General features: G+C 53.7%; 24 protein-coding genes and 4 tRNA genes. 16 read left to right on the plus strand and 12 right to left on the minus strand.

Annotated features, from left to right (window positions below; all coding sequences use genetic code 11):
- Positions 1-8: 8 nt before the first annotated feature.
- From QWY20_RS15495 to QWY20_RS15510, 4 genes are all read right to left on the minus strand, one after another.
- A complete protein-coding gene (locus QWY20_RS15495) occupies positions 9-2,081 on the minus strand; it encodes a S9 family peptidase (RefSeq protein WP_330129908.1) in 2,073 nt (690 codons plus the stop codon).
- A 21-nt stretch (positions 2,082-2,102) separates the two neighbouring features.
- Positions 2,103-2,990, minus strand: a complete 888-nt coding sequence (locus QWY20_RS15500; protein WP_330129909.1) for a substrate-binding periplasmic protein — start codon at positions 2,988-2,990, stop codon at positions 2,103-2,105.
- Positions 2,991-3,074: 84 nt separating this feature from the next.
- Positions 3,075-4,235, minus strand: a complete 1,161-nt coding sequence (locus QWY20_RS15505) for a beta propeller repeat protein (RefSeq protein WP_330129910.1) — start codon at positions 4,233-4,235, stop codon at positions 3,075-3,077.
- Between the two features lie 68 nt (positions 4,236-4,303).
- Positions 4,304-4,678 carry a c-type cytochrome gene (locus QWY20_RS15510; RefSeq protein WP_330129911.1) on the minus strand — a complete coding sequence of 125 codons (375 nt, stop codon included), beginning with the start codon at positions 4,676-4,678 and terminating at the stop codon, positions 4,304-4,306.
- A gap of 182 nt (positions 4,679-4,860) precedes the next feature.
- On the opposite strand from QWY20_RS15510, the gene QWY20_RS15515 reads away from it, so the two are divergent.
- Positions 4,861-6,102 carry an MFS transporter gene (locus QWY20_RS15515; protein WP_330129912.1) on the plus strand — a complete coding sequence of 414 codons (1,242 nt, stop codon included), beginning with the start codon at positions 4,861-4,863 and terminating at the stop codon, positions 6,100-6,102.
- Between the two features lie 63 nt (positions 6,103-6,165).
- Positions 6,166-7,452 carry an amidohydrolase gene (locus QWY20_RS15520; protein ID WP_330129913.1) on the plus strand — a complete coding sequence of 429 codons (1,287 nt, stop codon included), beginning with the start codon at positions 6,166-6,168 and terminating at the stop codon, positions 7,450-7,452.
- 73 nt (positions 7,453-7,525) lie between these two features.
- Here the strand turns inward: QWY20_RS15520 and QWY20_RS15525 are convergent, their stop codons facing one another.
- The 4 genes from QWY20_RS15525 to gorA form a co-directional block, all read right to left on the minus strand.
- Positions 7,526-8,134 carry a GIY-YIG nuclease family protein gene (locus QWY20_RS15525; RefSeq protein ID WP_330129914.1) on the minus strand — a complete coding sequence of 203 codons (609 nt, stop codon included), beginning with the start codon at positions 8,132-8,134 and terminating at the stop codon, positions 7,526-7,528.
- Positions 8,131-8,700, minus strand: a complete 570-nt coding sequence (locus QWY20_RS15530) for a hypothetical protein (RefSeq protein WP_330129915.1) — start codon at positions 8,698-8,700, stop codon at positions 8,131-8,133. The genes QWY20_RS15525 and QWY20_RS15530 overlap by 4 nt, the downstream gene beginning before the upstream one ends.
- A gap of 117 nt (positions 8,701-8,817) precedes the next feature.
- Positions 8,818-9,579 carry an alpha/beta hydrolase gene (locus tag QWY20_RS15535; protein WP_330129916.1) on the minus strand — a complete coding sequence of 254 codons (762 nt, stop codon included), beginning with the start codon at positions 9,577-9,579 and terminating at the stop codon, positions 8,818-8,820.
- A 45-nt stretch (positions 9,580-9,624) separates the two neighbouring features.
- Complete coding sequence (gene gorA, locus QWY20_RS15540) at positions 9,625-10,980, minus strand: glutathione-disulfide reductase (RefSeq protein ID WP_330129917.1); 1,356 nt, start codon at positions 10,978-10,980, stop codon at positions 9,625-9,627.
- A 157-nt stretch (positions 10,981-11,137) separates the two neighbouring features.
- Between gorA and prlC the strand changes: the two genes are divergently transcribed.
- The gene (prlC, locus tag QWY20_RS15545) at positions 11,138-13,186 is read left to right on the plus strand and encodes an oligopeptidase A (RefSeq protein ID WP_330129918.1); all 2,049 of its coding nucleotides are present in this window, start codon (positions 11,138-11,140) and stop codon (positions 13,184-13,186) included.
- Positions 13,187-13,205: 19 nt separating this feature from the next.
- On the opposite strand, the gene traT is transcribed toward prlC, so the two are convergent.
- Complete coding sequence (gene traT, locus QWY20_RS15550) at positions 13,206-14,060, minus strand: complement resistance protein TraT (protein WP_330129919.1); 855 nt, start codon at positions 14,058-14,060, stop codon at positions 13,206-13,208.
- Positions 14,060-14,791 (minus strand): complement resistance protein TraT, encoded by a 732-nt coding sequence (locus QWY20_RS15555; RefSeq protein ID WP_330129920.1) that lies wholly within the window; start codon positions 14,789-14,791, stop codon positions 14,060-14,062. Before QWY20_RS15555 ends, traT begins: the two co-directional genes overlap by 1 nt.
- A gap of 107 nt (positions 14,792-14,898) precedes the next feature.
- Between QWY20_RS15555 and QWY20_RS15560 the strand changes: the two genes are divergently transcribed.
- The 6 genes from QWY20_RS15560 to QWY20_RS15585 all read left to right on the plus strand — a co-directional run bounded on the left by QWY20_RS15560 (position 14,899) and on the right by QWY20_RS15585 (position 20,802).
- Entirely contained in the window at positions 14,899-15,387 is a 489-nt protein-coding gene (locus tag QWY20_RS15560; protein ID WP_330129921.1) for a hypothetical protein, read from the plus strand.
- Positions 15,388-15,455: 68 nt separating this feature from the next.
- Positions 15,456-16,211, plus strand: a complete 756-nt coding sequence (locus QWY20_RS15565) for a class I SAM-dependent methyltransferase (RefSeq protein WP_330129922.1) — start codon at positions 15,456-15,458, stop codon at positions 16,209-16,211.
- A gap of 70 nt (positions 16,212-16,281) precedes the next feature.
- Positions 16,282-16,755, plus strand: a complete 474-nt coding sequence (locus tag QWY20_RS15570; RefSeq protein WP_330129923.1) for a peroxiredoxin — start codon at positions 16,282-16,284, stop codon at positions 16,753-16,755.
- Positions 16,756-16,854: 99 nt separating this feature from the next.
- Positions 16,855-17,607, plus strand: a complete 753-nt coding sequence (locus QWY20_RS15575) for a glycosyltransferase (RefSeq protein WP_330129924.1) — start codon at positions 16,855-16,857, stop codon at positions 17,605-17,607.
- A 14-nt stretch (positions 17,608-17,621) separates the two neighbouring features.
- A complete protein-coding gene (gene waaA, locus QWY20_RS15580) occupies positions 17,622-19,628 on the plus strand; it encodes a lipid IV(A) 3-deoxy-D-manno-octulosonic acid transferase (protein ID WP_330129925.1) in 2,007 nt (668 codons plus the stop codon).
- A complete protein-coding gene (locus QWY20_RS15585) occupies positions 19,618-20,802 on the plus strand; it encodes a BaiN/RdsA family NAD(P)/FAD-dependent oxidoreductase (protein WP_330129926.1) in 1,185 nt (394 codons plus the stop codon). Before waaA ends, QWY20_RS15585 begins: the two co-directional genes overlap by 11 nt.
- A gap of 10 nt (positions 20,803-20,812) precedes the next feature.
- Here QWY20_RS15585 and QWY20_RS15590 read toward each other — a convergent pair whose 3' ends face one another.
- Entirely contained in the window at positions 20,813-21,157 is a 345-nt protein-coding gene (locus tag QWY20_RS15590; protein ID WP_330129927.1) for an MGMT family protein, read from the minus strand.
- A 64-nt stretch (positions 21,158-21,221) separates the two neighbouring features.
- A complete protein-coding gene (locus QWY20_RS15595) occupies positions 21,222-21,827 on the minus strand; it encodes a YkgJ family cysteine cluster protein (protein WP_330129928.1) in 606 nt (201 codons plus the stop codon).
- A gap of 197 nt (positions 21,828-22,024) precedes the next feature.
- Between QWY20_RS15595 and murB the strand changes: the two genes are divergently transcribed.
- The 7 genes from murB (at position 22,025) to QWY20_RS15630 (ending at position 25,236) form a co-directional block, all read left to right on the plus strand.
- Complete coding sequence (gene murB, locus QWY20_RS15600; protein WP_330129929.1) at positions 22,025-23,044, plus strand: UDP-N-acetylmuramate dehydrogenase; 1,020 nt, start codon at positions 22,025-22,027, stop codon at positions 23,042-23,044.
- A 22-nt stretch (positions 23,045-23,066) separates the two neighbouring features.
- Positions 23,067-24,056, plus strand: coding sequence for a bifunctional biotin--[acetyl-CoA-carboxylase] ligase/biotin operon repressor BirA (gene birA / locus QWY20_RS15605; RefSeq protein ID WP_330129930.1), 990 nt, complete (start codon positions 23,067-23,069; stop codon positions 24,054-24,056).
- A gap of 3 nt (positions 24,057-24,059) precedes the next feature.
- Positions 24,060-24,755 (plus strand): type III pantothenate kinase, encoded by a 696-nt coding sequence (locus tag QWY20_RS15610; protein ID WP_330129931.1) that lies wholly within the window; start codon positions 24,060-24,062, stop codon positions 24,753-24,755.
- A gap of 120 nt (positions 24,756-24,875) precedes the next feature.
- Positions 24,876-24,951, plus strand: a tRNA-Thr gene (locus tag QWY20_RS15615).
- A 5-nt stretch (positions 24,952-24,956) separates the two neighbouring features.
- Positions 24,957-25,041, plus strand: a tRNA-Tyr gene (locus QWY20_RS15620).
- Between the two features lie 29 nt (positions 25,042-25,070).
- Positions 25,071-25,145 (plus strand) — tRNA-Gly (locus QWY20_RS15625).
- Positions 25,146-25,160: 15 nt separating this feature from the next.
- Positions 25,161-25,236: transfer RNA gene (locus tag QWY20_RS15630), tRNA-Thr, on the plus strand.
- Positions 25,237-25,309: the final 73 nt, after the last annotated feature.

The following is a 25,309-nucleotide window of genomic DNA, read 5'->3' on the forward strand; positions in this document are numbered from 1 at the left end:
TCGCCCCATTACTCCTTTCGATAACGGGCAAACCAGGCCAGGGTGTGCTCGATTTTGGCAATCATCCGGCTGGGGCGGTTGGATACACCATGATAAGCACCAGGTACCCGCACCATGGCGGTATCGACTTGCCGCAAGCGTAAGGCCTGATAAAACTGCTCAGTTTCGGCCATCGGGGTACGACGATCCAGCTCTCCGGTAAACAGCAGGGTGGGGGTCGTCACATTGCCCACCAGCGACAGCGGCGAGCGCTGCCAGTAATGCTCATGCTGCTCCCAGGGCATACCCGGAAACTGATTCTGAATCTGTGCCATGTAGCTATCGGCTGTCAACACCTTGCTGACCCAGTTGATCACCGGGTTGGTGGCGGCAGCTGCATTAAAGCGATCGGTTAAACCAATGGCATAAGCGGTGGCAATACCACCGGCTGAGCCGCCGGCAATAAACAGATTATTTTCATCGATAAAGCCTTTGGCAATCATCGCATCCACCCCAGACATATGATCGGTGAAATCATCGGTGGAGGCGTATTTGTTTTGCAGCAAGAGCGCAAAGCGCTCGCCATAGGAAATACTGCCCCGGTAGTTGTTGTACAGCACCACATAGCCCTCGGCGGCGTAGCGCTGCAGCTCGGCAGAAAAGTGTGGGCCATAGGGCAGGTGCGGACCACCATGAATCTCCAAAATCAGCGGGTATTTTTTGCTGGGGTCAAACCCCGGTGGTGTGATGTACCAGGCATGAATTTCTTCATCATCCAGTTTTGATCGGTAAGTAAACTCGTGCACCTTGCCCAGCTCACGCTGGCCTAAAAGGTCTTCGTTCAGTTGGGTCAGGTTACGTACCTGACCATGTTGCCAGAGCGCGACATCGGCCAGCCGCTGTGAGGAGCCTCGGGTATAAGCCAACTGGCCTTTGTCCGACAAGCTGAACATGCCACTCAAATAAGGCCGTCCGGAGTTGGCGCCGGATACATCGCTAACCAAATCGGCCATCCGGTTACGCAGTGTGACCCGGGCAACCTTGGTGAGTCCTCGATCTTCATACTGGAACACCAGCTGTTGGTTGTCTTGCCAAACCGGGTTTTCTACCGAGCGGTCCAGCTCTTTTAACAGGGGTTGTACCGCTTTGGTGCGCAGATCCAGCAACTGTAACTTGCTGTTGCGATAGGCAACGGCTTTATCCGGGGCAAACAAAAAAGCCAGTTGCAAACCGTCTGGTGAGAATACCGGGTGATAGTGCTGGCCCGGCCCGGTTAGCAAAGGCTGGATACGGCTGTCTTTTAACTGCAATTGATACAAATCAGCCTGGCGTGGCTGGTATTCCCAGTCACTGCTGCGGTTGGCTGAAAACACCAGGCTTTGACTATCGGGTGACCAGGCCAAAGGGCCCTGGTGCAGGTAGGGGCCCTCAGTCAGTTGACGGGCACTGCCACCGGAGGCTGGTAGCACAAAGACCTGGCGGTAGGCAGACTCCAGCAAACCCCGGCCATCTTGCTGGTAATATGTGCGTTCAACAATCAGTGGGGGCGCGGCCCATTCAGCACCTTTGGGTGCTTTGGGTCGGTATACACTGCGGGCAAAGTAGGTTGGCTCTGCAGGGACCTCCATCAGAAAGGCCAGTTGCTGCCCATCCGGTGACCAAGCCAGCTGCTCGGGGCGGTGGGTCAGATTGCTGATTCGGGCGGTACGGCGTTGTGCCAGCCAATGCACGTGAATTTGTGCATTGCCGCTACGGTTCGAGATGAAAGCGATGCGGTTACTGTCCGGTGCCCAGCGTGGCTGGCTGTACTGAAACTCATCATCTAGCAGCGGCCAGTGATGACCGGTGCTGGTGTCGAGGATCCACAGACGTTGCAGGGTATTGTCTTGCTGAATATTGTTGCTGTTGCGCACATACACAATGTGCTGACCATCCGGTGATATTTGCACATCGCTGGCAAATTCCAGCTCGAAAATATCCTCGGCACTAAAGTGTGCCAACTGAGCCTCAGAGCGTGCCAGGTCGGCTTGTGCCAATGGCAGCAAGCAGCACAATAAAATAAAACCTAACCAATGGCGGGCAGAGGTTTTCATCAACAACATTCGCAACGACTCCTGTATCATTTATTCGTGACCAAGCAATAGCTCAGCCAATTCCTGCCCCAGGTGCTGCTGCATAATCTGGCGGTAGCTGGCAGTGTGACGGTACCCCCCTTCCGCGGCAAAGAAAGCCTGCATGAACTGCGACCAGTCGCTATTGAGTGGCATTATAAAACCAAAGGTTTCATCGGTTTCAGCAGCTAGCGGGTGATCGCGCAGTGGCATACCTGCCTGACGGGCGCGCCAGTAATTGTAGGCATCAACGTAGCTGTAAAAGGCGCCGGATGCGACCAGCTCCAACAAATCCGGGTTGGATGTGACGCGCTGAATGGCAAGGCCTGGTTGATAGCTGTCACGCAGGCGGCGAATACGCACTTCATGCAAGGTACCGGAAAATGCCAGCGGTTCCAGCTCTGCAAATTGGCTGGGAAAATCTGCCCAATCCTGCAATTCAGCGACATCCTGATGGGTGATCAGGGCGGCGACATTATTCATGTAAGGTGGTGAGAATTGCAGCTCTTGTTTACGCGCCTCGGTGATGGTGACATTGCCAAGGCCAAATACACCGCCCTCTGCCTGCATCACCCGCTGATAAAAGTGCTGCCAGTTGGTCTCTTCGACAAAGTTGAGCTGCAAGCGGATACGGTGGTGGCGCTCGGCCCAACGGGCAAAGTCCCGCATAATTTCAACACTGACGCCGGTAAGCTCACCGGCAGCATTGGTGTAAGCAAAACCTTCGGCCGGTACATACAGCACTGTCAGGCTCGCCTGACCTTGTTGTTGTGCTTGCTGGAAGCTATCGCCACGGTCTTGCCCAAGCGGGCTTAATGAGACTACCGGCTCCGGAGAGCAGGCAGCCAAAAACAGGCTGAGCATGATCAGCAGGCAAGGCAGGGTGAGTTTTTGCAACATAACGGATTCCAATGAGCGGTCGTGGCTGAAAGTGCCGTTATCTTGGCAAACTAGGCTGGCTCTGTCAAAACCAGTGCTTTGGTTTCACGGCTGTGTGGGTTTAACTTGGATAACACCACCTTTATAAAGCCCAAAAAACAGAGTGAGCTCTCCTTGCTGCTGATGCATTACCATACTGCGCACCCCGCCAAAGAGACTGTTTGATGGATATTGATAGCGTTGCCAGCTTTGCCCGGCATCATCCGACCATTCAATGATCAAGGGTTGCGGCAAATCGAATTCTTTACTCCAGCCAGCTGTATAGAGACGTGATGTGGTGGGGTCTTGCAGCAGGTCGTAATAAAATCGATAATTTACATCGCCAATCATGCTGTGCCAACTGCCGCCTTGATCGTCACTGAAAGCTATGCCTCCTTCACCCATGACAAAAGTTCGTTCTGGCTGATCAGCAAAAAATCGGATTGCATAAACAACGGCTGGTCCAGGTATCCCCTCATGACTCAACACTTCCCGCATCGCTGCATGATGCTCAATCAATTCACTGGTATGGAGATTGAATTGGTACAGCAAAGGATTCTCTTGTAAGCCCTGCCCACCAGACCACACCTCAGTTTTATCTGGATTGATAGCAAGGGCGGTATTAGGTTGGCTGAACATCCCCCAGCCACCATGGAGGACTTGCCAGCTCAGACCATAATCCGTGGAGTGGGCTAGCACATCGTAACCAGAACCGTAGAGGGTTGCGTTGTCGGGTTCATAGATCAGCGCGAAAGGTGGTTCGGTGCGAAATATCTGCTCTTTTCCCTGCTCGTTTTCTGTCTCGTAATGCCCAAAGTTATGTTTGATTTCCAGCCAGCTGTGGCCAGCATCGGTGGTTTCATACAGGCTAAAAGTATGATAACCCTCATCATCCTGCTGCTGAACACCAGCCAGCATATGATGATCGGCAATGCGGGCCAGGGATAAAACGTGTGCATCATCAAAGCCCAGGGATTGCCATTCCAAGGTGTGTAGATCAGCCCGGAATAGTCCGGCATTGGTGAGCGCAAACAGATACTGCTCGCTAAGTTGTAATTCACCTACGATCAGACCATGTAATCCGCTTAACTGGACACTAAAAGGGGCTGGCTCAGGCTCAGGAATAGGTGTAGAAACCGGTGGTGGCAGCGATTGAGTGGACTCGCTGCCACCGCAGGAAATTAACATAAACAGGCTGCAGCAGATAAATATCGAAACGTAGCGCATAGTTGTTCACATGGATTAACCTTGGGTAAGCAACTAACTTAATGCATCTTACATAAGCCCGCAAGAACTCAATCGGCTTTTTGCTGAGTGAAGTAAAAAGCCAGCGCTGCAATGTCGTCATCCGATAATCCCCTGGCTTGTGGGGACATTAATGGGTTGACGATGTCACCACTACGGTAAGCCAGTAACGCCGCTGTCATCTCTTCGGCGCTCATACCGGCAATGCTTGGGTACATGCGGTTGCGGGAAATGCCCTGGGGGCCATGGCAGGCTGCGCAGCTGCGGGCTCTGGCTTCGCCATGGCGCAGCAGTTCGCGTTCTTGTTCGGAAAGAGCCGCCCAGGGATCGGGTTTGGCTGTCTCGGTGACTTTGGCAGGTTCGGAGCAAGCTGCTGCGAGGAGGCCAATACTGACGAAGATCAAAAGGCGGATGCATTGATTCATGGTATGCTTTTACTCCCTGGTTTTCTGGCAGCCTGCCACAGACTGGCAAAGAACACCAGTCTGCTTTAGGCGTACCCTTTTTGGCTTAATGCATGCACTGGCCTGACTGGTTCGGTTTTGCTAATCTTATTGAACTTCAGTGCGTTAATTCAAGCTCCAGCTCTTACTACAAGGACTTTGCTTTGTTTGCAATGATACGAACCATCTGGCCATTGCTGTTGGGGATGCTGATCGTCGGCATGACCACCGGCCTGCAAAATACCTTGTTGTCGATTCGGGCAGAGATGGAAGGCTTTAGTAGTGCCAGTACAGGCATGATATTGGCGGGTTATTTTATTGGTTTTTTGCTGGGGGCCATCCGGGCGCCAAAAATGATCCATCGGGTCGGCCATATCCGTGCCTTCGCGGCCCTGGCGGCGTTGGCGTCGATCAGCATTTTGGTGCATGCCATCTGGGTCAATACCGGGGTTTGGTTTGTACTGCGGATGATTTCTGGTTTTTGTTTTTCTGCCATTTTTGTTATTGCGGAAAGCTGGATTAATGCGGGGGCGACCAATCAAAATCGTGGCAAACTGATGTCGCTGTACGTCATGATGTTGTTTGGTGGTATTGGTCTGGGGCAATTTTTGCTCTACATCGGTGATCCTCGCGATTTTATTCAGTTTACTCTGGTGTCTATTTTAATCAGTGCGGCCGTGATCCCGCTGCTGATTACGCCCACCACCACACCTTCTTTTGGGCCACCGCAAAAAATGCGGGCCAGTGAGCTGATGCGGGTCGCCCCGCTTGGGATCATCGGTTGTTTCTTAATGCAGTTCGCTTATGCCTCTTTATTTGGCCTTGGACCGGTGTACTTTTCCCGGCTTGGCCTGGAGCTGACGCAAATCGCCAATCTGGTGGCTTGCCTGATTTTTGGCTCTTTGTGTTTCCAGTTCCAACTCGGCAAACTGTCTGATCGCTTCGACCGGCGGCTGGTCATTGCCAGCTGCGCTTTTGCTTCCTGTGCTATGGCGCTGTGGATTTCCAGTCTGGATAGCACCCAGGTGTTGCTGCTTTATGTCAGCTACTTTTTATTTGGTGCTGTGATGCTGCCGATTTTTTCGATGGTCGTGGCCTATACCAATGATTATCTCAATAAAGAGCAGATGGTGGGGGCCAGCAGCGCTCTGGTGCGGGCAAATGGCCAGGGTGCCATCTGTGGTTTGCTGATATCCGGCCTGTTGATGCACTTTGTAGGCACTCAGGTATTTTTCTGGTTTATCGGCAGCCTGCCGGTGGTAGTGGGCGCTATGGCGCTGTATGTTCGGTTTTTTGACCGTCGCCAACGTCAGCGCCGCGCCAGTGCCACGGTGATGCTGCCAACCCAATCCTCCGAGAGCATGATTAAAGAAGGCTTGGAAAAACAACAGGACTCTGAGGACTAAGTGCATTGCTTAGGCCCAGGATTGCGGCTAAGCTCAAAGCCTTGATTGTAAAAGGAGAGTCTCATGCTTCGGTTCTTACTCATAGCCATTCCTTTGTGCTTGCCTGCCGTTCTGCAGGCAGAACAGCTTGTTCGACCTACCATCAGCACCGAGCTGGAACAAAAGGTGATTGCCTGGCGACGGGACATTCATCAGCACCCGGAGCTCAGTAACCGCGAGTTTCGAACGGCTGCTTTGGTCGCCGAGCATTTGCGAAATTTGGGCATGGAGGTGCAAACTGAGATTGCCCATACCGGGGTGGTCGGCGTCTTACGCGGTGGTAAACCTGGCCCGGTGATTGCCCTGCGGGCCGATATGGATGCCCTGCCGGTCACCGAGCAAACCGATGTGCCTTTTCGTTCTACCGTCATTGGCGAGTACCGTGGCAATGAAGTGGGGGTGATGCATGCCTGTGGCCATGATTTGCATGTCGCTATGTTGATGGGCGCTGCCGAGTATTTGGCCGGGCATCGTGAGCAGGTGGCTGGCACCGTGATGTTTATTTTTCAGCCGGCAGAAGAAGGCGCGCCACCCGGGGAAGAAGGTGGTGCTGAGCTGATGCTGCGTGAAGGTCTGTTTGCTGAGTTAAAGCCGGATGCCATTTTTGGCATTCATGTCTGGGGCCAGGCGCCACTTGGCGCTATTGGCTACCGTAAAGGCCCTTTGATGGCATCGTCCGATCGCTTTGAAATCCGGGTTAAAGGGCAGCAGACCCATGGCTCATCGCCCTGGGCCGGGGTTGATCCTATCGTGGCGGCGGCGCAAATCATCAACAATGTGCAGACCATTGTTAGCCGGCAAATCAATATTACTCGGGCACCTGCGGTGGTGAGCTTTGGTATTGTCGAAGGTGGGGTGCGCAACAACATCATTCCGGATGAGGTGTATCTGGAAGGCACCATTCGTAACTTCGATATGGACATTCGTCAGCAAATTTTCCGCCAACTGACTCAGGCGGCAGAGGCGTCGGCCCATGTCACCGGTGCTAAAGCGGAGGTGACCATTATTGAAGGCTACCCGGTCACCATCAACAATCCTGATTTGGTGGCGCGGATGCTGCCCACTACTAAGGCGGTAGCAGGCGAGCAAATGGTGCAGGAAAGTCCGCTGGTAACCGGTGCGGAGGATTTCTCCTACTATGCGCTGGAAGTACCCGGCATGTTTGTATTTTTAGGGGTGGCACCACCGGATAAAGATCCGGCCAGCATGCCAGCCAACCATTCGCCATTTTTCTACGCCGACGAGCGGGCACTCAAAGTAGGCACCAATCTGTTTATTAACTGGGTGTTTGATTACCCGGGTGCTGGCTAAAGCGAGTTTTTGATTTGCTGAGCGGGCAGATAGTTGTTGTGCCCGCCAGCACACTTAAACCTTCCCGGGACTGTTATTCTGAGTCACATTGCCAGGCAGTGATATGCTCTGTCAGAAAGGCATCAATTTCAGGGTAATGGGCAATATTTTCAGCCTGCACAACATATTTTAACCAGAGATTGCCAACCTTTAAGTCACGAAAGCAGCTCAGACTGCCGTTAAAGTCATCTGTACACCTTCCCCATGGATGGAACTGCTCACCATCAAAAATGCTGATTCTCCAGCCAAATTCTTCTTCATCAGTATCTGTATATAAATCAGGGCCATGTAGAATGGCTCTGGCATGCTCATGGTTGATGCGCCAATTAAAATTTGAAGACTTTCGAACATTGACATGCAAAGGGGCACGAAGCCTTCCGGTACGTGGACTCTCTAAATATGGTTGGTAATGCTCGATTGATTCCGTAACATACTCGGGTGGAAACATCAGCAGAGCCAGCTCGCCATCATCAGAAGCATCAAAGTTCTTATCTTTGTACGCCTCTGACGGAATGTTCAGATTGACGACGAAATCTTTCGGAGGACAAAAGGACTGGGCCGGAGTGTTTGTGCTATTACTGTTACCGGTAAACGCATAGGCAAGCAATGCAATAATACCACCAATGAAAAGAATATTTTTCATTGATTTATACCCTGGTAGCCTTCGCTACTATCGCAATCGTGGCAGTACAAGTGACCATAGGTTTCAAATTGAATATTCTCCGGTATGGCACCAAACCATGTGCCACCGTAATAGCTAGGTGGAATATTGAATTCCTGAAAAGCACGGTGATGGTAATCTGCCATTTGTTTTAGACTAAGTAGTCCTGGAACCTGGCCAATTTGGTCTTGATAATCTTCATGAACATACTGTGCATGCCAGTCAGCAACACGGAGGCCAACACGCTTAATTTTTTGACGGGTTTCTCCAAGAGTTCCCCGAAAGCCGCCTTTTTGCAGGCCTACGGCTAGGTTGACTACGGTGGAGCGGGCCATCAGTTCCCAGTAGGCAAAGCCGCGGTGATTCCAATAGGCAGGATCGCCGGTAGCAATGGCATGCTTTAAATCATCAACATCTTTTACCCAGATAGCATAGCCTATGCGGGCAACAGGATCTTTCTTTTGTAGCCTACTGTACCAGAAGCTTTCCAGATCTTCCTGGGCCAGATAGGCGCGCTCTTGCGGAGAAATAGCGAGTGAGTTGGCCATCTTTATTTAATTTTTTGTAATAATTGCGCCTATTTTATCTGCTTCGGCAGCGTTGTCAAATGCAATAAATTAACAATTGCAGCGATGACACCAATGAATGCTTTACAAAGTGTTTGTTCACTTATGCTGTGATCGCGCTGTCAGCTCATAGAGCTGCTGGGCAGATAAGTAGCTATTGTGATTGCCAGCAAAAGATAGCATGCGAACCGAGCCGGATGGAAAAGCCTGATACAGCGCCTCACTGCGCGCCCAGCCAATGATTTCATCCTGCTCCGCCACCAGCAGCAAGGTGGGGGTATCAATGTGGCTGGCATAGTGGGCGGATTCGTAGCGATCTTTTAATAACCAGTGCACCGGCACCACCGGGAACTGTTGCTGGGCCAGCTTGGCCAGACTATCAAAAGGGGTGATCAGCACCAGCTGCTGCACCGGTCGCTGCGCTGCCAGTTGTACCGCCACACCTGAACCCAGGCTTCGGCCAATCACCACAATATCGCTGTGCTCTGTTGCTACGGCATCAAACAAGGCCAGCGCATCGCTGACCAGCGCCTGCTCCGACGGCCGGCCTTCACTGCCACCATAACCGCGGTAATGCATCAGGTAGATGGCGTGCTTGGAAAATACCGCGCCAAACTCCGCCAGGCTGACACTCACATCCTCAGCATTGCCGCCAAAATACAGCAAAGCTTTATCACTGGCCCGCGGCTGCTGACTTACCAGCACTTGAACCTTACCTTGCTGCAACACCAGCGGCTGTTCTGGCGGAAAGGCAGCCGGCACCGGGAAATAAATCAGCTGGCGCTGCATCAGATACAGCAGCAGGCACAACAGCCCATAACCGGCCAGCAGGTAGCTTGCTAAACTTAGCAGTGTGCGCATTGCCTTTTCCCGCTCCCCAGCTCTTGAGACGAAACTGAAGAAAGTTTAGCGCATCGTCACAAACTCTTCAGCACTGGTTGGGTGCAGCGCCACAGTGGCGTCGAAATCGGCTTTGGTAGCGCCCATTTTCATTGCCACGGCAAAGCCTTGCAGCACTTCGTCCATGCCTTCGCCAATGCCATGCAGGCCGACTACTTTTTCCTCTTTACCGGCACACACTAGCTTAAAGGTGCTAAGCGCCCGGTGTGGGGTTATGGCGTTGTACATGGCAGCAAAACTGGAGCGGTATACCTTGATGTTGGTGTCGCCATACTCGGCTTTGGCCTCGGCTTCGGTCAGGCCGATGGTACCTATGGGGGGGTGGCTGAACACCACGGTGGGGATCAGGCGGTAGTCCATTTTGGCCTCCGGCATGGCCGGGTTAAACAGCCGCTCGGCCAGCATGCGGCCGGCTTTAACTGCCACTGGCGTGAGCTGGGCTTCGCCGGTGATATCGCCGACGGCATAAATGCCCGGCACATTGGTGTTTTGAAAGGCATCGGTACGGATAAAGCCGTGCGCATCGGTGCTGACACCGGCAGCGTCCAGCTGAATGGCGTCGGTGGCTGGCTCGCGGCCGATGGCCCAAATCAGGCAATCGACATTCAGCAGCATGCCGCCATTGTTTAAATACACCGTCAGGCGGCCATCGCTGCCTGCTTCAACTTTACTCACTTCGGTATGGGTATGCAGTTGCAGCTCATCCTGCCTCATCCGCTCCAGCAGGGCGTCGGTGATATCGGCATCAAAGTTGCGCAGCGGCCGGTCTTTTCGCACCAGCAGATGAGTATCGCTACCTAGGGCGTGCAGCACACCGGCGATTTCGACTGCGATGTAGCCGGCGCCGACTACCACGGCTTTTTTCGGTTGCTCGGTTAAAGCAAAAAAGCCATCCGAGTCGATGCCAAGCTCTGCGCCCGGAATATCGGGCCGGCTGGGCCGGCCACCGACGGCAATGGTGATGTGATCGGCGGTGATGCGCTCGCCATTCACTTCCACCGTGTTTTTATCGACAAAAGTAGCAAAGCCTTCAATTAACTCCACGCCATTGCTGGCAAAGCCGCGCTGGTAAGCGCCATGAATACGTGCAATGTAGGCCTCGCGGTTACGCACTAAAGTGGCCCAATCAAAGCCTTGCTGCTGCAAATCAAAGCCATAGGCCTGGCTGTACTTGATGGCTTCGGCAATATGGGCGCCGTACCACATCACTTTTTTCGGCACACAACCGACATTCACGCAGGTACCGCCTACGGCTTTGGCTTCAATCACCGCAGCTTTGGCGCCACGGATGGCGGCCCGGTTGGCCGAGGCAATGCCGCCGCTGCCAGCACCGATGGCGAGGTAATCGTAATGTCGGGTCATACATGGTCCTATTGATTGCATCAAATTATCTTCTATATAAGGCACAGCTGCTGGAATCACAAGAGCCTTTGCATCAGGATCGTTGAAACAAGCGTCTTGACTTGTCCACTCTTTGCCCCAACATAATGGTGATACGTACCGTTGATCAGGATGCCTTATGACCACAGCGCACAACCCCTTGCTGGAATTTACCGATTTACCACCTTTTTCTGCCATTAAGCCAGAGCAGGTAAAGCCTGCCGTGGAAACGGCTATCGCCAAAGCCCGTGACAGCGTGGAGCAGGTGCTTCAGCAAAGCAGCTTTAGCTGGGAGAATCTGGTGGTGGCGCTGGAAGAGGGCAGTGACCGGCTGGGCAAGCTGTGGTCGCCGGTCTCGCACCTGAACTCGGTGCTCAATAGCCAAGAGCTGCGCGAGGCCTATGAAAGCTGCCTGCCACTGCTGTCCGAATTCAGCACCTGGCTGGGACAGCACGAAGGCCTGTATCAGGCCTATCGTCAACTGGCTGAAAGTGCGGATTTTGCCAGCTTAAGTACTGCACAGCAAAAAGTCATTGAAAACGCGATGCGTGACTTCAAATTATCCGGCATTGGTTTGCCGGCTGAGAGAAAGCAGCGCTATGGCGAGATCCAAAGCCGTCTGTCGGAGTTGTCGTCCACATTCTCCAACCATACCCTGGACGCCACCCAGGCCTGGCACAAGCACCTGACCGATGAATCGCAATTGGCTGGTTTGCCGGATGATGCCAAGGCAGCCGCAGCCGAGGAAGCCAAAAACCGCGAACTGGATGGCTGGGTACTGACGCTGGAGTTCCCGAGCTATTTACCGGTGATGACCTATGCCGATGATCGCAGTTTGCGCGAAGAAGTTTATCAGGCCTATTGCACCCGGGCCTCCGATCAGGGGCCGCATGCCGGTCAGTTTGACAACAGCGCCATTATCGAAGAAACCCTGGCGTTAAAGCATGAATTGGCGCAGCTGCTGGATTTTGCCAATGCCGCCGAAGAATCACTGGCCACCAAGATGGCCGAGTCTCCGGCCCAGGTGCTGGACTTCTTGCAGGATTTAGCCCGCCGCGCTAAGCCGCAGGCCGAAAAAGAGCTGGCTGAGCTGAAAGCCTTTGCCCAAAGCGAGTACCAGCACAGCGATTTGCAAGCCTGGGATGTGGCCTATTACTCGGAAAAACTGAAGCAAGCCCGCTATGCTATCTCGGATGAACAGCTGCGGCCTTATTTCCCGGAAACCAAGGTGGTGCCGGGTTTATTTGCCGTGATTGAAAAGTTGTTTGGCATGTCAGTGCGCGAGCGTGAAGGCGTCGATGTCTGGCATCCGGATGTACGTTTTTACGATATTTTTGATAGCACAGGCGCGCTGCGTGGCAGCTTCTATCTCGATCTGTACGCCCGGTCGAAAAAGCGCGGTGGTGCCTGGATGGACGACTGCCGCGGCCGGCGTATCCTGTCTACTGGTGAGCTGCAAAGCCCGGTGGCCTATTTAACCTGCAACTTCAATAAGCCGGTTGGTGGCAAGCCAGCGCTCTTTACCCACGATGAAGTGGTGACTTTGTTTCATGAGTTTGGTCATGGTTTGCATCATATGCTGACGCAGGTCGATGCGGCTGCGGTGGCTGGCATCAATGGCGTGGCCTGGGATGCGGTCGAGCTACCGAGCCAGTTTCTGGAAAACTGGTGCTGGCAGCCAGAGGCCTTGCAGCTGATCTCGGGCCATTACCAAACCGGCGAGGCTCTGCCGCAGGACTTGCTGGATAAAATGCTGGCGGCGAAAAACTTCCAGTCAGCCATGTTCCTGGTGCGTCAACTTGAATTCGCGCTGTTCGATTTCAGGCTGCACGCCGAGTACCAGCCAGAGCTGGGTGGTCGGGTGCAAGCCTTGCTCGATGAAGTGCGACAGCAGGTGTCGGTGATTATTCCGCCGCGCTTTAATCGCTTTCAGCATGGTTTTAGCCATATCTTTGCCGGTGGCTATGCCGCTGGCTACTACAGCTACCTGTGGGCCGAGGTGTTGTCCTCCGATGCCTTTGGCCGCTTTGAAGAAGAAGGGGTCTTTAATCCGCAAACCGGGCGTGACTTCCTGCAATGGATTTTAGAGCGTGGTGGCAGTGCCGAGCCGATGGAGCTGTTTAAAGGCTTCCGCGGCCGTGAGCCATCCAATGAAGCTTTGCTGCGGCATATGGGGATTGCAAGCTAAGGGAACACCGGCTGGAGGTTTAGAAAATACCTGCCAAAGAACGGATCAGGCCTGACTGCAGGCCTGGTTCAGCATCTTCCCATTTCAAGTTGGCCTGATTGGCGAAGCTAATCACCCGAGCCTGGTATTTGCGCCGATCGGTTGCCCGCTCCCACAGGGTGTCGGTGCTGCCGCTATCGCCTTGCAACAACAGATGCTGGCTGTACTCCAGCACCAACTCGTCACTGTCTGTGGCGATACGCTCTGCCACTTGCAAGTCAGTCACCATGGTGTAGTAGACATCTTTGACCAATTGACGGCCAGCGTATTCGGTCCCAGCAATAATGGCCAGTGCGATGGCCGCGTTACGTAGATCCCGGCTGCTGACATCGACGCTATCTGCATAGCCTACATAAACATTGCTGCCGGACGAGCGGCTGGAGCGGCGCTGTTGTGCCGGCTGTTCAGTGACATCTTCCGGCAAAAGAGCGGGCAGGGCCAGCAATGCCGGATTCATCAGTTGCTCAATCTCAGCTTCGCTCATGCCAAACTCGGCCTGAGCCAGCACTTGCTCCGGTGCTTGTTTTAGCACGGTACGGACATTCACTTGCAGCCAATACTGCGCCTGCGCCGGGCTCTGGGTGATCTGATACCCCCGCTGCTGCAGAAACTCGATTACGGCTTGATCCAACGGTTGCTGAAACTCAGCTGAGGTACTGCGAAAATCCAGAAACACTGTGCGTAACTCGGGTTCAACCGGATCAAGATAGATGGTCTGGCTCATTCGCGTTTGCACATCCAGCTCGCCTTTGGCGATGGAGCGATGAATGGCGGTACAACCGGTAAGCTGCAGGGTTAGCAGAAACAGGCAGAGGCTAAAAACGGCCTGATGCATCAGAACAAGCCTGCTAACGCCCGCACCAGTCCCATTTGCAGATCAGGCGCTGCATCTTCCCACTTCAAATTGGACTGATTGGCATAGCTGATGACCCTGCTTTGATAACGGCGTTGGTCGCTTTGGCGCTGATAACTGGAGGTGGTACTGCCGCTATCGCCCTGCACCAACACATGCTCCGAACGCTCCCGCACAGTGCCATCAAAACGTTCCATGATTTGAATATCGGTAATCACGCTGTAGTAGACATCTTCAATCAGTGCATCAAATACCGTGCCAGCCACGGCGCCGGCAATGGCTGCACCGGTGGCGGCGCTACCGGAGGAACCACCGGTTGCTCTGTGCACGGTATGGCCAAGCACAGCACCGCCGGCAGCACCATAGCCAGCATTCATTGCGCTGTTGGCAGCCCGGGCATTGGTGCGGCCGACTTGCAGTACATTCGCCTGCAACCAGTAGGTGGCCTGAGATGGGCTGTCAATCACCTGATAACCACGCTGCTGCAGCGATTGGATCACCATGGGGCGAATATCAAACTCGGGCTTGTCCGAAGTATTGCGGATATCGACAAAGATGGTGCGCTGCTCAGGCTCCACCGGATCCAGGAAAATGGTGGAGCTCATCTGGGTCTGTACATCCAGATTGCGTTTGGCCACCGAAGTATGAATGGCGCCACAGCCACTCAGCGACAAGCTGACAACAATTGCTACCAGCCAAAGGGTATGTTTCATTTTGGTGTCCTATGCTAACTTAAGCTCAACAACTGCCAGCTTAATCTGCTAAGCTTAACGGGTGCTTAATTTTAGTGCAAACCGCAGTAAGACGACAGGAGATTTAGATGCGAAAACTGAATTGGCTGATGGCTGTTGTGGCTGTAGCCTTACTTGGTGCTTGTCAGCAGGGCCAGGCGGGGGGGGAGCGACTGGCTCCGGAGCCATTGATCGAGCCGATTGACCCGGTCACCAACCCCAGAGCAGCCGTAAAAGAGCGGGAGCGACAAATGCGGGACCATCCTGATTTACAAAAAATGCGGGCGGATATTCTTGCCATGATAGGGAAGGCAGAAGCAGATGATGTGCAGCAGTGCCGGGTGATAGGCTTTGGCCATAAACCTTGTGGCGGACCGGCTGAATACATTGCGTACTCCACCAAAGGAGTGAATGAAACCGTGTTGCAGCAAAAAATAGCCAGTTACAACAAAGCGGCAGAAGCGGAAAATATCCGGCTTGGCCGGATGTCGGATTGCGCCATCGTGCCCGAGCCTGCTGTCAGCCTGGTAGACGGCCAGTGCACTTTATCCGGTGCCAATAAACCGCAGGGGATCTAAGTCCGCTGGGCTGCTGGTGTGATGGCTGCTGGCAGGTTACACTGTGCGCTTTTGGGGAGCCGGTCCGGATGATTGTGTTGCCAGACAGCATGCACAGTGCTGCTGACCAAGCTTATATAGCCGCCTTAGGCCAGCGCTTTGGGTTGTTGTTGATGGAACAAGCCGAGGGCTGGCATCTGGCCTGGCAGCAGCAGACGCTGGTGCTGCGTCATGCCGACTTACCCAAACAAAGCGATATCCTGGTTGACTTTGCCAGCGGCACTGCCAGCTACCGCCGTCAGCATGGCGGTGGGATGGGCGAGGCCATTGCCAAGGCGGTGGGCCTGAACAAGAAGCGTGATCTGCGCGTGGTGGATGCCACGGCAGGGCTGGGCCGGGATGCCTTTGTATTGGCAAGCTTGGGTGCCCATCTTACGTTGGTAGAGCGCAATCCGCTGGTGGCGGCTTTGCTGGCCGATGGGCTGCGCCGGGCTGGCGAGCACCCGGAGCTGGCGAACTGGCTGCCTGAGCGGATGCAACTGCACTTTGCCCCTGCAGAACAGGCTTTAAGCCAGCTGAGTGCCGCCGATGTGGTCTATCTGGATCCGATGTTTCCCGAGCGGCAAAAATCCGCTCTGGTTAAAAAAGAAATGCGCGCTTTTCATCAGGTGGTCGGGGAGGACCCGGACGCCGATGCCTTATTACCTGCAGCTTTGGCTCTGGCCAGTAAGCGGGTGGTGGTCAAACGACCAGCTTATGCACCACCTTTAGCCGGAACCAAACCCAGCCATGAGGTCAAAGGAAAGAACAACCGTTTTGATGTGTATGTAAAGGCTGCCATCTGAAACTGGCAGTCAGCATGTTTTTTTCAGCTACACTGATGCAAGCCCATTCACCCGATACAGGAAGCAACCTATGATTAAATCAGGCGATACCTTACCCGAAGTCAGCTTTTCGCAACTAACCAGCGATGGCATGAAAAACCCGAGTACCTCAGATATTTTCAAAGGCAAAAAAGTGGTGCTCTTTGCGGTGCCCGGTGCTTTTACCCCAACCTGTTCAGAGGCGCACCTGCCAGGCTACATTGCGCTGGCCGATGAAATTAAAGCCAAAGGCGTAGACAGCATTGTCTGCACCTCGATGAATGATGCGTTCGTAATGGCAGCCTGGGCGGAAACACAAAATGCCGAAGAAATTACCTTCCTGGCCGATGGCGGTGGTGCTTTTCATAAGGCCACTGGCCTCACCATGGATACCGGTGATTTTGGCGGCGTACGCTCGCAGCGCTATGCCATGATAGTGGACGATGGCAAAGTGACGCTGCTTAATGTCGAGCCTCCCAAGTCGTTTGAAGTCAGTAAAGCCGAGACGATTTTAGCGGCCCTCTGATGCTTTGCTAAGCAAAAGGGAAGCTCCAGCGCTTCCCTTTTTTCATTTGTGCCACTGAACTGGTATGATAAACCTCTAATTTTTGATGGTGACTGCGCTATGGCAACAACTCAACAAACCGTGAATGTGCTTTGTATCAAGTGGGGCAAGAAATATGGCCCGGATTATGTGAATAAACTGCATGCGATGGTGCAGCGCAACCTGACGTTGCCACACCGTTTTGTCTGTCTGACCGATGACGCCGAAGGCATTGATGCCCACATTGAAGTCAAAGAAATCCCTATGGTGGGCTTTAAAGATTTTGATGAGCGCCAGCCCTGGAGCTTTGGCCATGGTTGGTTAAAAGTCACCAGCTTTGCTGATCCTTTGTATGATTTGACCGGGCCAACCCTGTTTATTGATCTTGATGTGGTGATTGTCGATAACATCGATAGCTTCTTCGAGCCTGAGGGTGAGTTCTTTGTCATTAAAGAGTGGGACAAGTCCGATGCCACCGGCAATACCTCGGTGTATCGTTATACCATCGGTGCGCACAGCGATTTAATTGAACTGCTGAAAAATCACAAAGACCGTGAGCTGGCCAAGGTGCGTAACGAGCAGGAGTTTGTTACCCAAAACCTGGCGGCGCAAGGCAAGTTGCAGTACTGGCCAGAGGGTTGGTGTGTCAGCTTTAAGCGGCACTGCTTGCCCAAGGGTATCATGAGTTGGTTCAAGCCAGCCACCATTCCGGCCGGCGCTAAAATTGTTGCTTTTCATGGCAAGCCCAATCCACCGGATGCGATTGCAGGGATTAGTGGTAAATGGTATCGCCGGGTCTTACCGGTACAGTGGGTCAAAGAGATGTGGGGTTAAGGAACTAACGCCCTATGCGTTGGCTTTATAGTCTGTTGCTGTTGCTGTTGCTGCCGTTGGTATTGCTCAGCTTTGTCTGGCGGGCGCGATACGACAGTGGTTATTTGAAGCGCTGGGGCGAGCGTTTTGGTGGTGTACCTGCCACCATGGAGCCGGGTGGTATCGTGTTGCATGCGGTTTCGGTCGGCGAAGTGGTCGCAGCAGCGCCATTGGTTGAGCAGCTGCTAACCAGCTATCCGGCTTTGCCGCTCACCGTTACCTGTACTACACCAACCGGCTCTGCCCGTCTGTTGCAACAATTTGGCGGCAGGGTGCAGCACTGTTACTTGCCGTTTGACCTGCCAGTGAGCAATCGCCGCTTTTTGCAGCGCCTGCAGCCCAGGCTGGTGGTGGTGATGGAAACCGAGCTTTGGCCCAACCTGCTAACGGCAGCCCGCCAGCAACAGATCCCACTGGTGGTGGCCAATGCCCGCTTATCCAAGCGCTCGGCCAAAGGCTATCGTCGTTTTTACTGGCTTACCCGCATATTGTTACCAGCCATTCGCTTGTTACTGGCTCAGGACCATGCCAGTTTACGTCGCTTTCGGGCTTTGGGGTTGGATGCCAGAGCGGGGGCGCTGGCGGGCAATCTAAAATACGAGATGGCGTTGCCGGCCGATTTTACCGACCAGCAAGCGCAGCTGGCCCCGGCGTTTAGTGGCCGTAAGGTTTGGGTTGCTGCCAGCACCCATGCCGGTGAAGATGAACTGCTGCTGCAGGCGTTCCAGACTCTGCAAACGCATTTGCCAGAGCTGCTGCTGGTGCTGGTGCCGCGGCATCCGGACCGCTTTAGTCAGGTTGCTCATCTGGTGCAAAAGCAAGGTCTGCGGTTGAGCCGGCGCAGCGTGCAGGGACTGCCCTCTGCCGATAGCCAGGTGTTTCTGGCCGATAGCATGGGTGAGTTGTTGCACTGGTATGCACTGGCCGATGTGGTTTTTGTCGGGGGCAGCCTGATAGAGCGTGGCGGCCACAACCCGCTGGAAGCGATGGCCTTTGGCAAAAGTGTGCTAAGTGGCCCCCATGTATTTAATTTCAGCAGTTTGTTTACGCAATTAGAGCGCCAGCAGTTGGTGTCTTATGCCAGTACAGCAGTTGAGCTTGAGCAGCAAGTGCTGCAGCAGTTTGCCAACCAAGAACAAAGGCTTGAGGCCGGGCAGCGTGCCCGGCACTTTTTCAGTCAGCACAGTGGTGCAGCCAGGCGCAGTGTCGCGTTGATTGGCTCTCACCTGCCAGGAGTGAATGTTCCGATGAAACAACATCAGGATAAACAGAACCGTTATTGGTATAACCCGGATTTTTTCCAGCAGATTAGCGCTGAGCAGTTTGCTCCGACTTACTGGCAACAGCAACAAGCCGCGCTGGGGCAAGCCAATGGCCGCAGCACAGTTTGGTTTGTGCGTCAGGGCGAACACGAACTGGTACTGCGCCATTATTACCGTGGTGGCCTGATTGGTAAGTTGAACAAAGATAAATTCCTGCGCGAGCCAACGCTGGCCAGTCGCGCTATCCGGGAGTTTCGTTTGTTGGCCGATATGCATGCCCAGGGCCTGCCGGTGCCCCGCCCGGCGGCGGCTCGTATGCGGCGGCATGGTTTGTTTTACAGTGCCGATATTCTGGTTGAGCGGATCCCAAACAGCACCGATTTGGCGCAGCTGCTGCATAAAGAGCGGGCGCTTAGCGCCGACGAATGGCGTGAAGTGGGGCGGGTGATTGCCCGGCTGCATCAACAGCAGATTTACCACTCGGATTTAAATTGCCACAACATCTTGTTGGATACGGCCGGTAAGGTCTGGCTGATTGATTTTGATAAATGCGGGCCGCGCAGCGAAGGCCCCTGGAAACAGCAAAACCTCGATCGTTTGCTGCGCTCATTGACCAAAGAAAAGAGCAAGCTTAGCCCTTTTCACTGGCAGGAAGCGGATTGGCAGCCGTTGCTGGCTGGTTATCAGCAGCAACGACAGGAGCAATCAGGTGCAGCTTGATTGGGATGTTATTGTGGTTGGGGCCGGTGCCGCCGGGCTGTTTTGCGCCATTGAGGCAGGCAAACGTGGCCGCCGTGTGCTGGTGCTGGATAATGGCAAACGCATTGGCCGCAAAATTCTGATGTCTGGCGGCGGGCGCTGCAATTTCACCAATATTTATGCCAGCCCGGACAATTTTATTTCGGCCAACCCGCATTTCTGCAAGTCAGCGCTAAGCCGCTACACCCAGTGGGATTTTATTGATCTGGTGCAGCGCTACCAAATTCCTTACCACGAGAAAACCCTGGGGCAGTTGTTTTGCGATGACAGCGCCAAAGACATTGTCGCCATGTTGCAGCAGGAGTGTGATCAGGCGGATGTGGTGATGGCACTGTCGCAACAGATTATGTCGGTAAGCAGCGAAGAGGGTGGTTACCAGGTTCGTACTGCAACGCACTCGTTGCAATGTCAGAGCCTGGTGGTGGCAAGTGGTGGCCTGAGCCTGCCGAATTTAGGCGCGACCGCCTTTGGTTATCAGTTGGCTGAGCAATTTGGCTTGAAGGTACTGCCGGTGCGGGCTGGTCTGGTGCCACTAACCTGGCAACCGAGCGATAAAGCGGTGTTTGAAGAAATCAGTGGTGTTTCGCTGCCGGTAACAGCAGAAGCAAACCACACCCTGTTTGCAGAAGACATGCTGTTTACCCACCGAGGCTTGAGTGGTCCGGCTATTTTGCAAATTTCCAGCTATTGGCAGCCAGGGGATGAGCTGCTGGTGAATCTGACACCGGGTCAGGATTTGGTAGGTTTTCTGCAGAGCCAACAACAGCAACACCCGGCGCAGGAGCTCAAAACCACACTTACACGGATAATGCCAAAGCGCCTGGTGGAAAAACTGTTGGCGCTGAAGGTATTTCAGAACCAGCCGCTCAAAGCACTGAGCCCGAAAAGTATTGAGCGCCTGTGTGACAGCCTGACCCAATATGTATTCAAGCCCAATGGCACCGAAGGCTACCGCACCGCCGAAGTCACCTTGGGCGGGGTGGATACCAATGAGCTGTCGTCGAAAACCATGGCAGCGAAACACCAGCCGGGCTTGTATTTTATCGGGGAGGTGGTCGATGTCACCGGCTGGCTCGGCGGCTACAACTTTCAGTGGGCCTGGAGCTCAGGATGGGTGGCCGGTCAGTATTGCTAACTTCAGCCGGCTAGTATTTTAGCTGAAACAACAACTCCATCAAATCCGGCTGCCAGAGATCGGCTTTGCGCACCCGGTTGTTTGTAAGCAGCACCCCTTCATCCTGCAGCAGTTCACGCTGACGTAGAGCCGTCTCTGAGTCCGCTGGAAACGCCAGGCTGCGATCACTGCGCAGTACCCGGTACCAGGGTACTGCCAATTCTTTAGGAGCATAGCCCAATGCTTTACCCACCAGCCGGGCGCGGCCGGGCAGTCCAGCCAAATCAGCAATCTGGCCATAACTGGCTACCTTGCCAGCGGGTATTTGCAGGACGGTCTCCCAGATCCGGGTATAGTGAGGGTTGGCTGCTGTCATGGAGGGTGCTGTGTCAGGCGGTTGTCTGTTTAGCCTGACACAGGAAAGGATGATGAGGCAAGGCTTAGGCGATCTGTTGATCAATGTCTACTTCAGAATAGCAGGCCTGAAACAGTACTTTGCGTAAGGCTGCCTGCATTGCTTCGGCTATCGGCAAGCTGCTGCGACTAAGCTCGTAGTCCAGCTGATTGACCTGCTGGCGGGCATGACTGAGCATCGGAGGCGGATCCAGCTCCATGGCGATCAAGGTCTCGGCGTAGGCACTACTGCGCTCCTGCTTAATGGTTTTGCAAGTGGATAACGCCGTTTTACCATGCTTATCCCGATAACCTGCGGCACCAAAGGTTCGGCACAAAGTCGGACGCCATTGATAAATGCGGCACTGTCCCTGTTTGCCATCAAAGGATAAAGGTTGGTACATCGGGCAGCTGGTACCAGCTGGGGCCGCTTCTAGTTGTGCCAGTGTGGATTCGGCTGTGCCCTGATCAAACAGGTGCATTGCCAGCGGCAACATATCCAGCACCGAGGCTTCAATCTCCGGATGCAGGCAGCAGGCACCACAACCACTGCGGCAATGAAGACCGCGCGCTTGTTGGTAACCGGCGTAGATGTCCGCCATTTCGCCATACACAGCCTCAACACGACGCGACAATTCACGCAGTCGTTGCATAAAGACTCCGAACGAAAAAGCAAAAAAGTAAGAAACGTAGATACTCTGGGAACCAACGGTTTGTTGGCTCGGCTATTGTATGCGGTGGATAAAATTCCGGCAACAGAATTTTATCCACCGGGGTGCTGCACGAACTGCATAGTGTTTCCAGCGCTCTTTGTTTAGAATAACCCTATGATTTAGCTTCTGAGCCAGCCATGGAAATCCTTGTACAGCAGGATGGACGCGATTACTCCACCTTTCGTCTGCCAGCCCGGTTAGAGACTGTTTACCTATGCCAGCACCTGGATGATTTGCGCCAGGTCCCCTTAATGCCCAAACCGCGGGTGCAGGGAGAGGGCAGTAATACCATCTTTATTGGCGATGCGTTGCCACCGCTGTGTCGTTTTGTTGCTGCGAGCAAAGTGCTCAGCTGGCTGGATGATGACCGTGCCTTGCTGCATGTCGAGGCGGGGCACAACTGGCACAAATTGGTATGTTGGACGGTTGAGCAGGGGCTGTGGGGGCTGGAGAATCTGGCGCTGATCCCAGGCTCCGTCGGCGCTGCTCCGGTGCAAAACATTGGTGCTTATGGCGTGGAGCTGGCCGATCGCTGCCGTTACATCGATTTTTTTCACTGGGAGAGCCAGCAACTGCAACGGCTGAATGCGAGCGATTGTGCTTTTGCCTACCGTGATAGTGTGTTCAAACACCAGTTGGCCGGGCAAGGCGTGATCGTGGCGGTTGGCCTGGAGCTCACCAAAAGCCCACGTCGGGTGCTGAGCTATCAGGGACTGGATCAATTATTTGCGAACTGTTCTGTGCAACAGGTCTTGGATGCGGTGGTAGCCATTCGTCAGTCCAAGCTGCCAGATCCGGCTGAGCTGGCGAATTGCGGTAGCTTTTTTAAAAATCCCTTGCTGCCGGATAAAGTAGCCCAAGCTTTACAGCTGCGTTATCCGTCAATGCCGCTGTTTAGTCAGGGCAATGGTCAGAGTAAATTGTCGGCTGCCTGGTTGATTGATCAGGCCGGTTTTAAAGGCAAGAAGCTGGGGGATATTGGCTGTTACAACCGCCAGCCACTGGTGTTGGTCAATCATGGCAGCGGCACAGCGGAACAGTTGCTACAGCTGATTGAGGCCATTCAACTACAAGTGCAGGCTCGCTTTGGTGTGGCACTGGAGCCGGAAGTGCAATTGGTAGGTAAGTTAAACCACCAGACGAATGTGCCTTTATGAGCAAAGTACCGGATAACGTGCGATGAGCGAGCAAAGCAGCTGGCAGATACAGCGACAATTATTGCAGTACTTAAGCGATGGCCAGTTTTACTCCGGCAGTTGGCTGGGCGAGCAGCTCAGCCTAAGTCGCACAGCCATTGCCAATCATATGCAACAGTTGCAACAGTTGGGGTTGGATATCTTCAGCGTAAAAGGCAAGGGCTACCGGTTGGCGAGCCCATTGCAACTGCTCGATAGTGCAGCCATCCGACAATGGCAAAGCAACGAGAGCGCTCCGATTGAAGTGTTGTCAATCACCGACTCAACCAATCTTCAGCTGATGCAGCGATTGCAGCGGGGTGAACAGCTGCCAAAGGGGTTGGTGTTGGTCGCCGAAGCGCAGACGGCGGGGCGAGGGCGGCATGGCCGGGCCTGGTACTCGCCTTTTGCGGCCAGTTTGTCGTTTTCAATGGTGTGGCAGTTGGAGCAAGGGATCCAGGCAGCCATGGGCTTAAGCCTGGTGATTGGTGTTGCAGTAGCTGAGCTGCTGGAGCAGCAGTACCAACTGCAGGTAGGGCTCAAATGGCCCAATGATATCTATCTGCAGGGCAAAAAGCTGGCGGGGGTGTTGATTGAGCTCTCTGGTCAAAGCGATGGCCGCTGCCAATTGGTGATTGGTATTGGCATCAATGTGCAGCTGTCTGCCGTGCAGGCGGCCCAGAGTATTGATCAGCCCTGGATTGACTTAACCACAGCTTACGGCCCGCTGGATAGAAACCGTTTGGTTGCGGGGCTTCAGTCCTGCTGCACTGAGCACCTGCAGCGTTTTGAGCAGTCAGGCTTTGCTGCTTTTCAGGCCGCATTTAACCGCCGGCAATTATTTATGCTGCAACCGGTGCGGTTAACACAAGGTCAGCAGGTTGTGCGGGGCATTTGCCATGGGGTAGATGCACAGGGTAATCTGGTGATTGAGTCTCAGGGTAAAAAGCAGTTGTTTCACGGCGGTGAATTAAGCTTACGGGCGGAGAACTGAACCATGTATTTGTTGCTGGATATTGGCAATACCCGTAGTAAAGCGATGTTGGCCAGTTCTGCCGGCAGCATGCAACGGTTGGATTTACAAAGCAGCACCGTAGATGTATCCGCTGTACAAGCGGTGTATTATGCAGCGGTAGCGGGCCAGGATAAGGTGCAGCTGCTGAAAAAGCAGTTGCAACTGCACAATGCACCATGGCGACAAATTGAAAGTGACGCCTATAGTTTTGGTGTGCGCAATTGTTACAGTCAGCCGCACTTGTTAGGGGTGGATCGTTGGTTAGGGGTGCTTGGGGCCAATTGGTTGCAACCAGACACCGATGTGCTGGTGGTTGATGCAGGCACTGCGGTGACTCTGGATTGGCTAAGTGCCGGCGGTGAGCACCAGGGCGGCTGGATCCTACCCGGCTTAAAACTGCAGCAACAAAGTGTGGTGCAAAAAACAGCCAAAGTATTTAATGCCGATACCCATCAGGCAAGGTTGCAGCTGGGGGATGATACCGTCTCCTGTTTGCAAAATGGCTGCCTCGCAGCCGTGTTGGGCTCAATTCAGCAGGCCTGGCAGCTACAACCCATGCAGCAGCTGGTGCTCACGGGTGGTGATGCGCCGTTCCTGGCACCTTATTTAAAGCAGTATCCACTTCGATTGGAGCCGGACCTGTTGTTTTATGGCCTTAGCCGGTTTATTGACAGCTAATGCTGATTTTGCATGTTTTGGCTAAGAATTGGACATTCAATGCATTAAATTGCACTTTTCGCTTTTTTTCTGTTGCGCCTGCCAAATCATTCTACTAGAATTCGCACCCACTGACGTTGTGCCGCTTTAGCTCAGTTGGTAGAGCAACTGACTTGTAATCAGTAGGTCATCCGTTCGACTCGGATAAGCGGCACCATTAGTGGAGGGGTTCCCGAGTGGTCAAAGGGATCAGACTGTAAATCTGCCGGCTCAGCCTTCGAAGGTTCGAATCCTTCCCCCTCCACCACTTTCGTCAGCCATGGCTACGAGTAGATTGCGGGCATCGTATAATGGCTATTACCTCAGCCTTCCAAGCTGATGATGCGGGTTCGATTCCCGCTGCCCGCTCCAAGCAATTTTTTTGATGCTGATATAGCTCAGGCGGTAGAGCGCATCCTTGGTAAGGATGAGGTCCCCAGTTCGATTCTGGGTATCAGCACCACTTCTTGTTTCATCTCTCGTAACTGCATCCTAATTTTTTTGCATGAACCGCCGTTAAAGGAAGGGTTTTTATT

It is taken from the genome of Alkalimonas cellulosilytica (genome assembly GCF_036325985.1).
GTDB lineage: Bacteria > Pseudomonadota > Gammaproteobacteria > Enterobacterales > Alteromonadaceae > Alkalimonas > Alkalimonas cellulosilytica.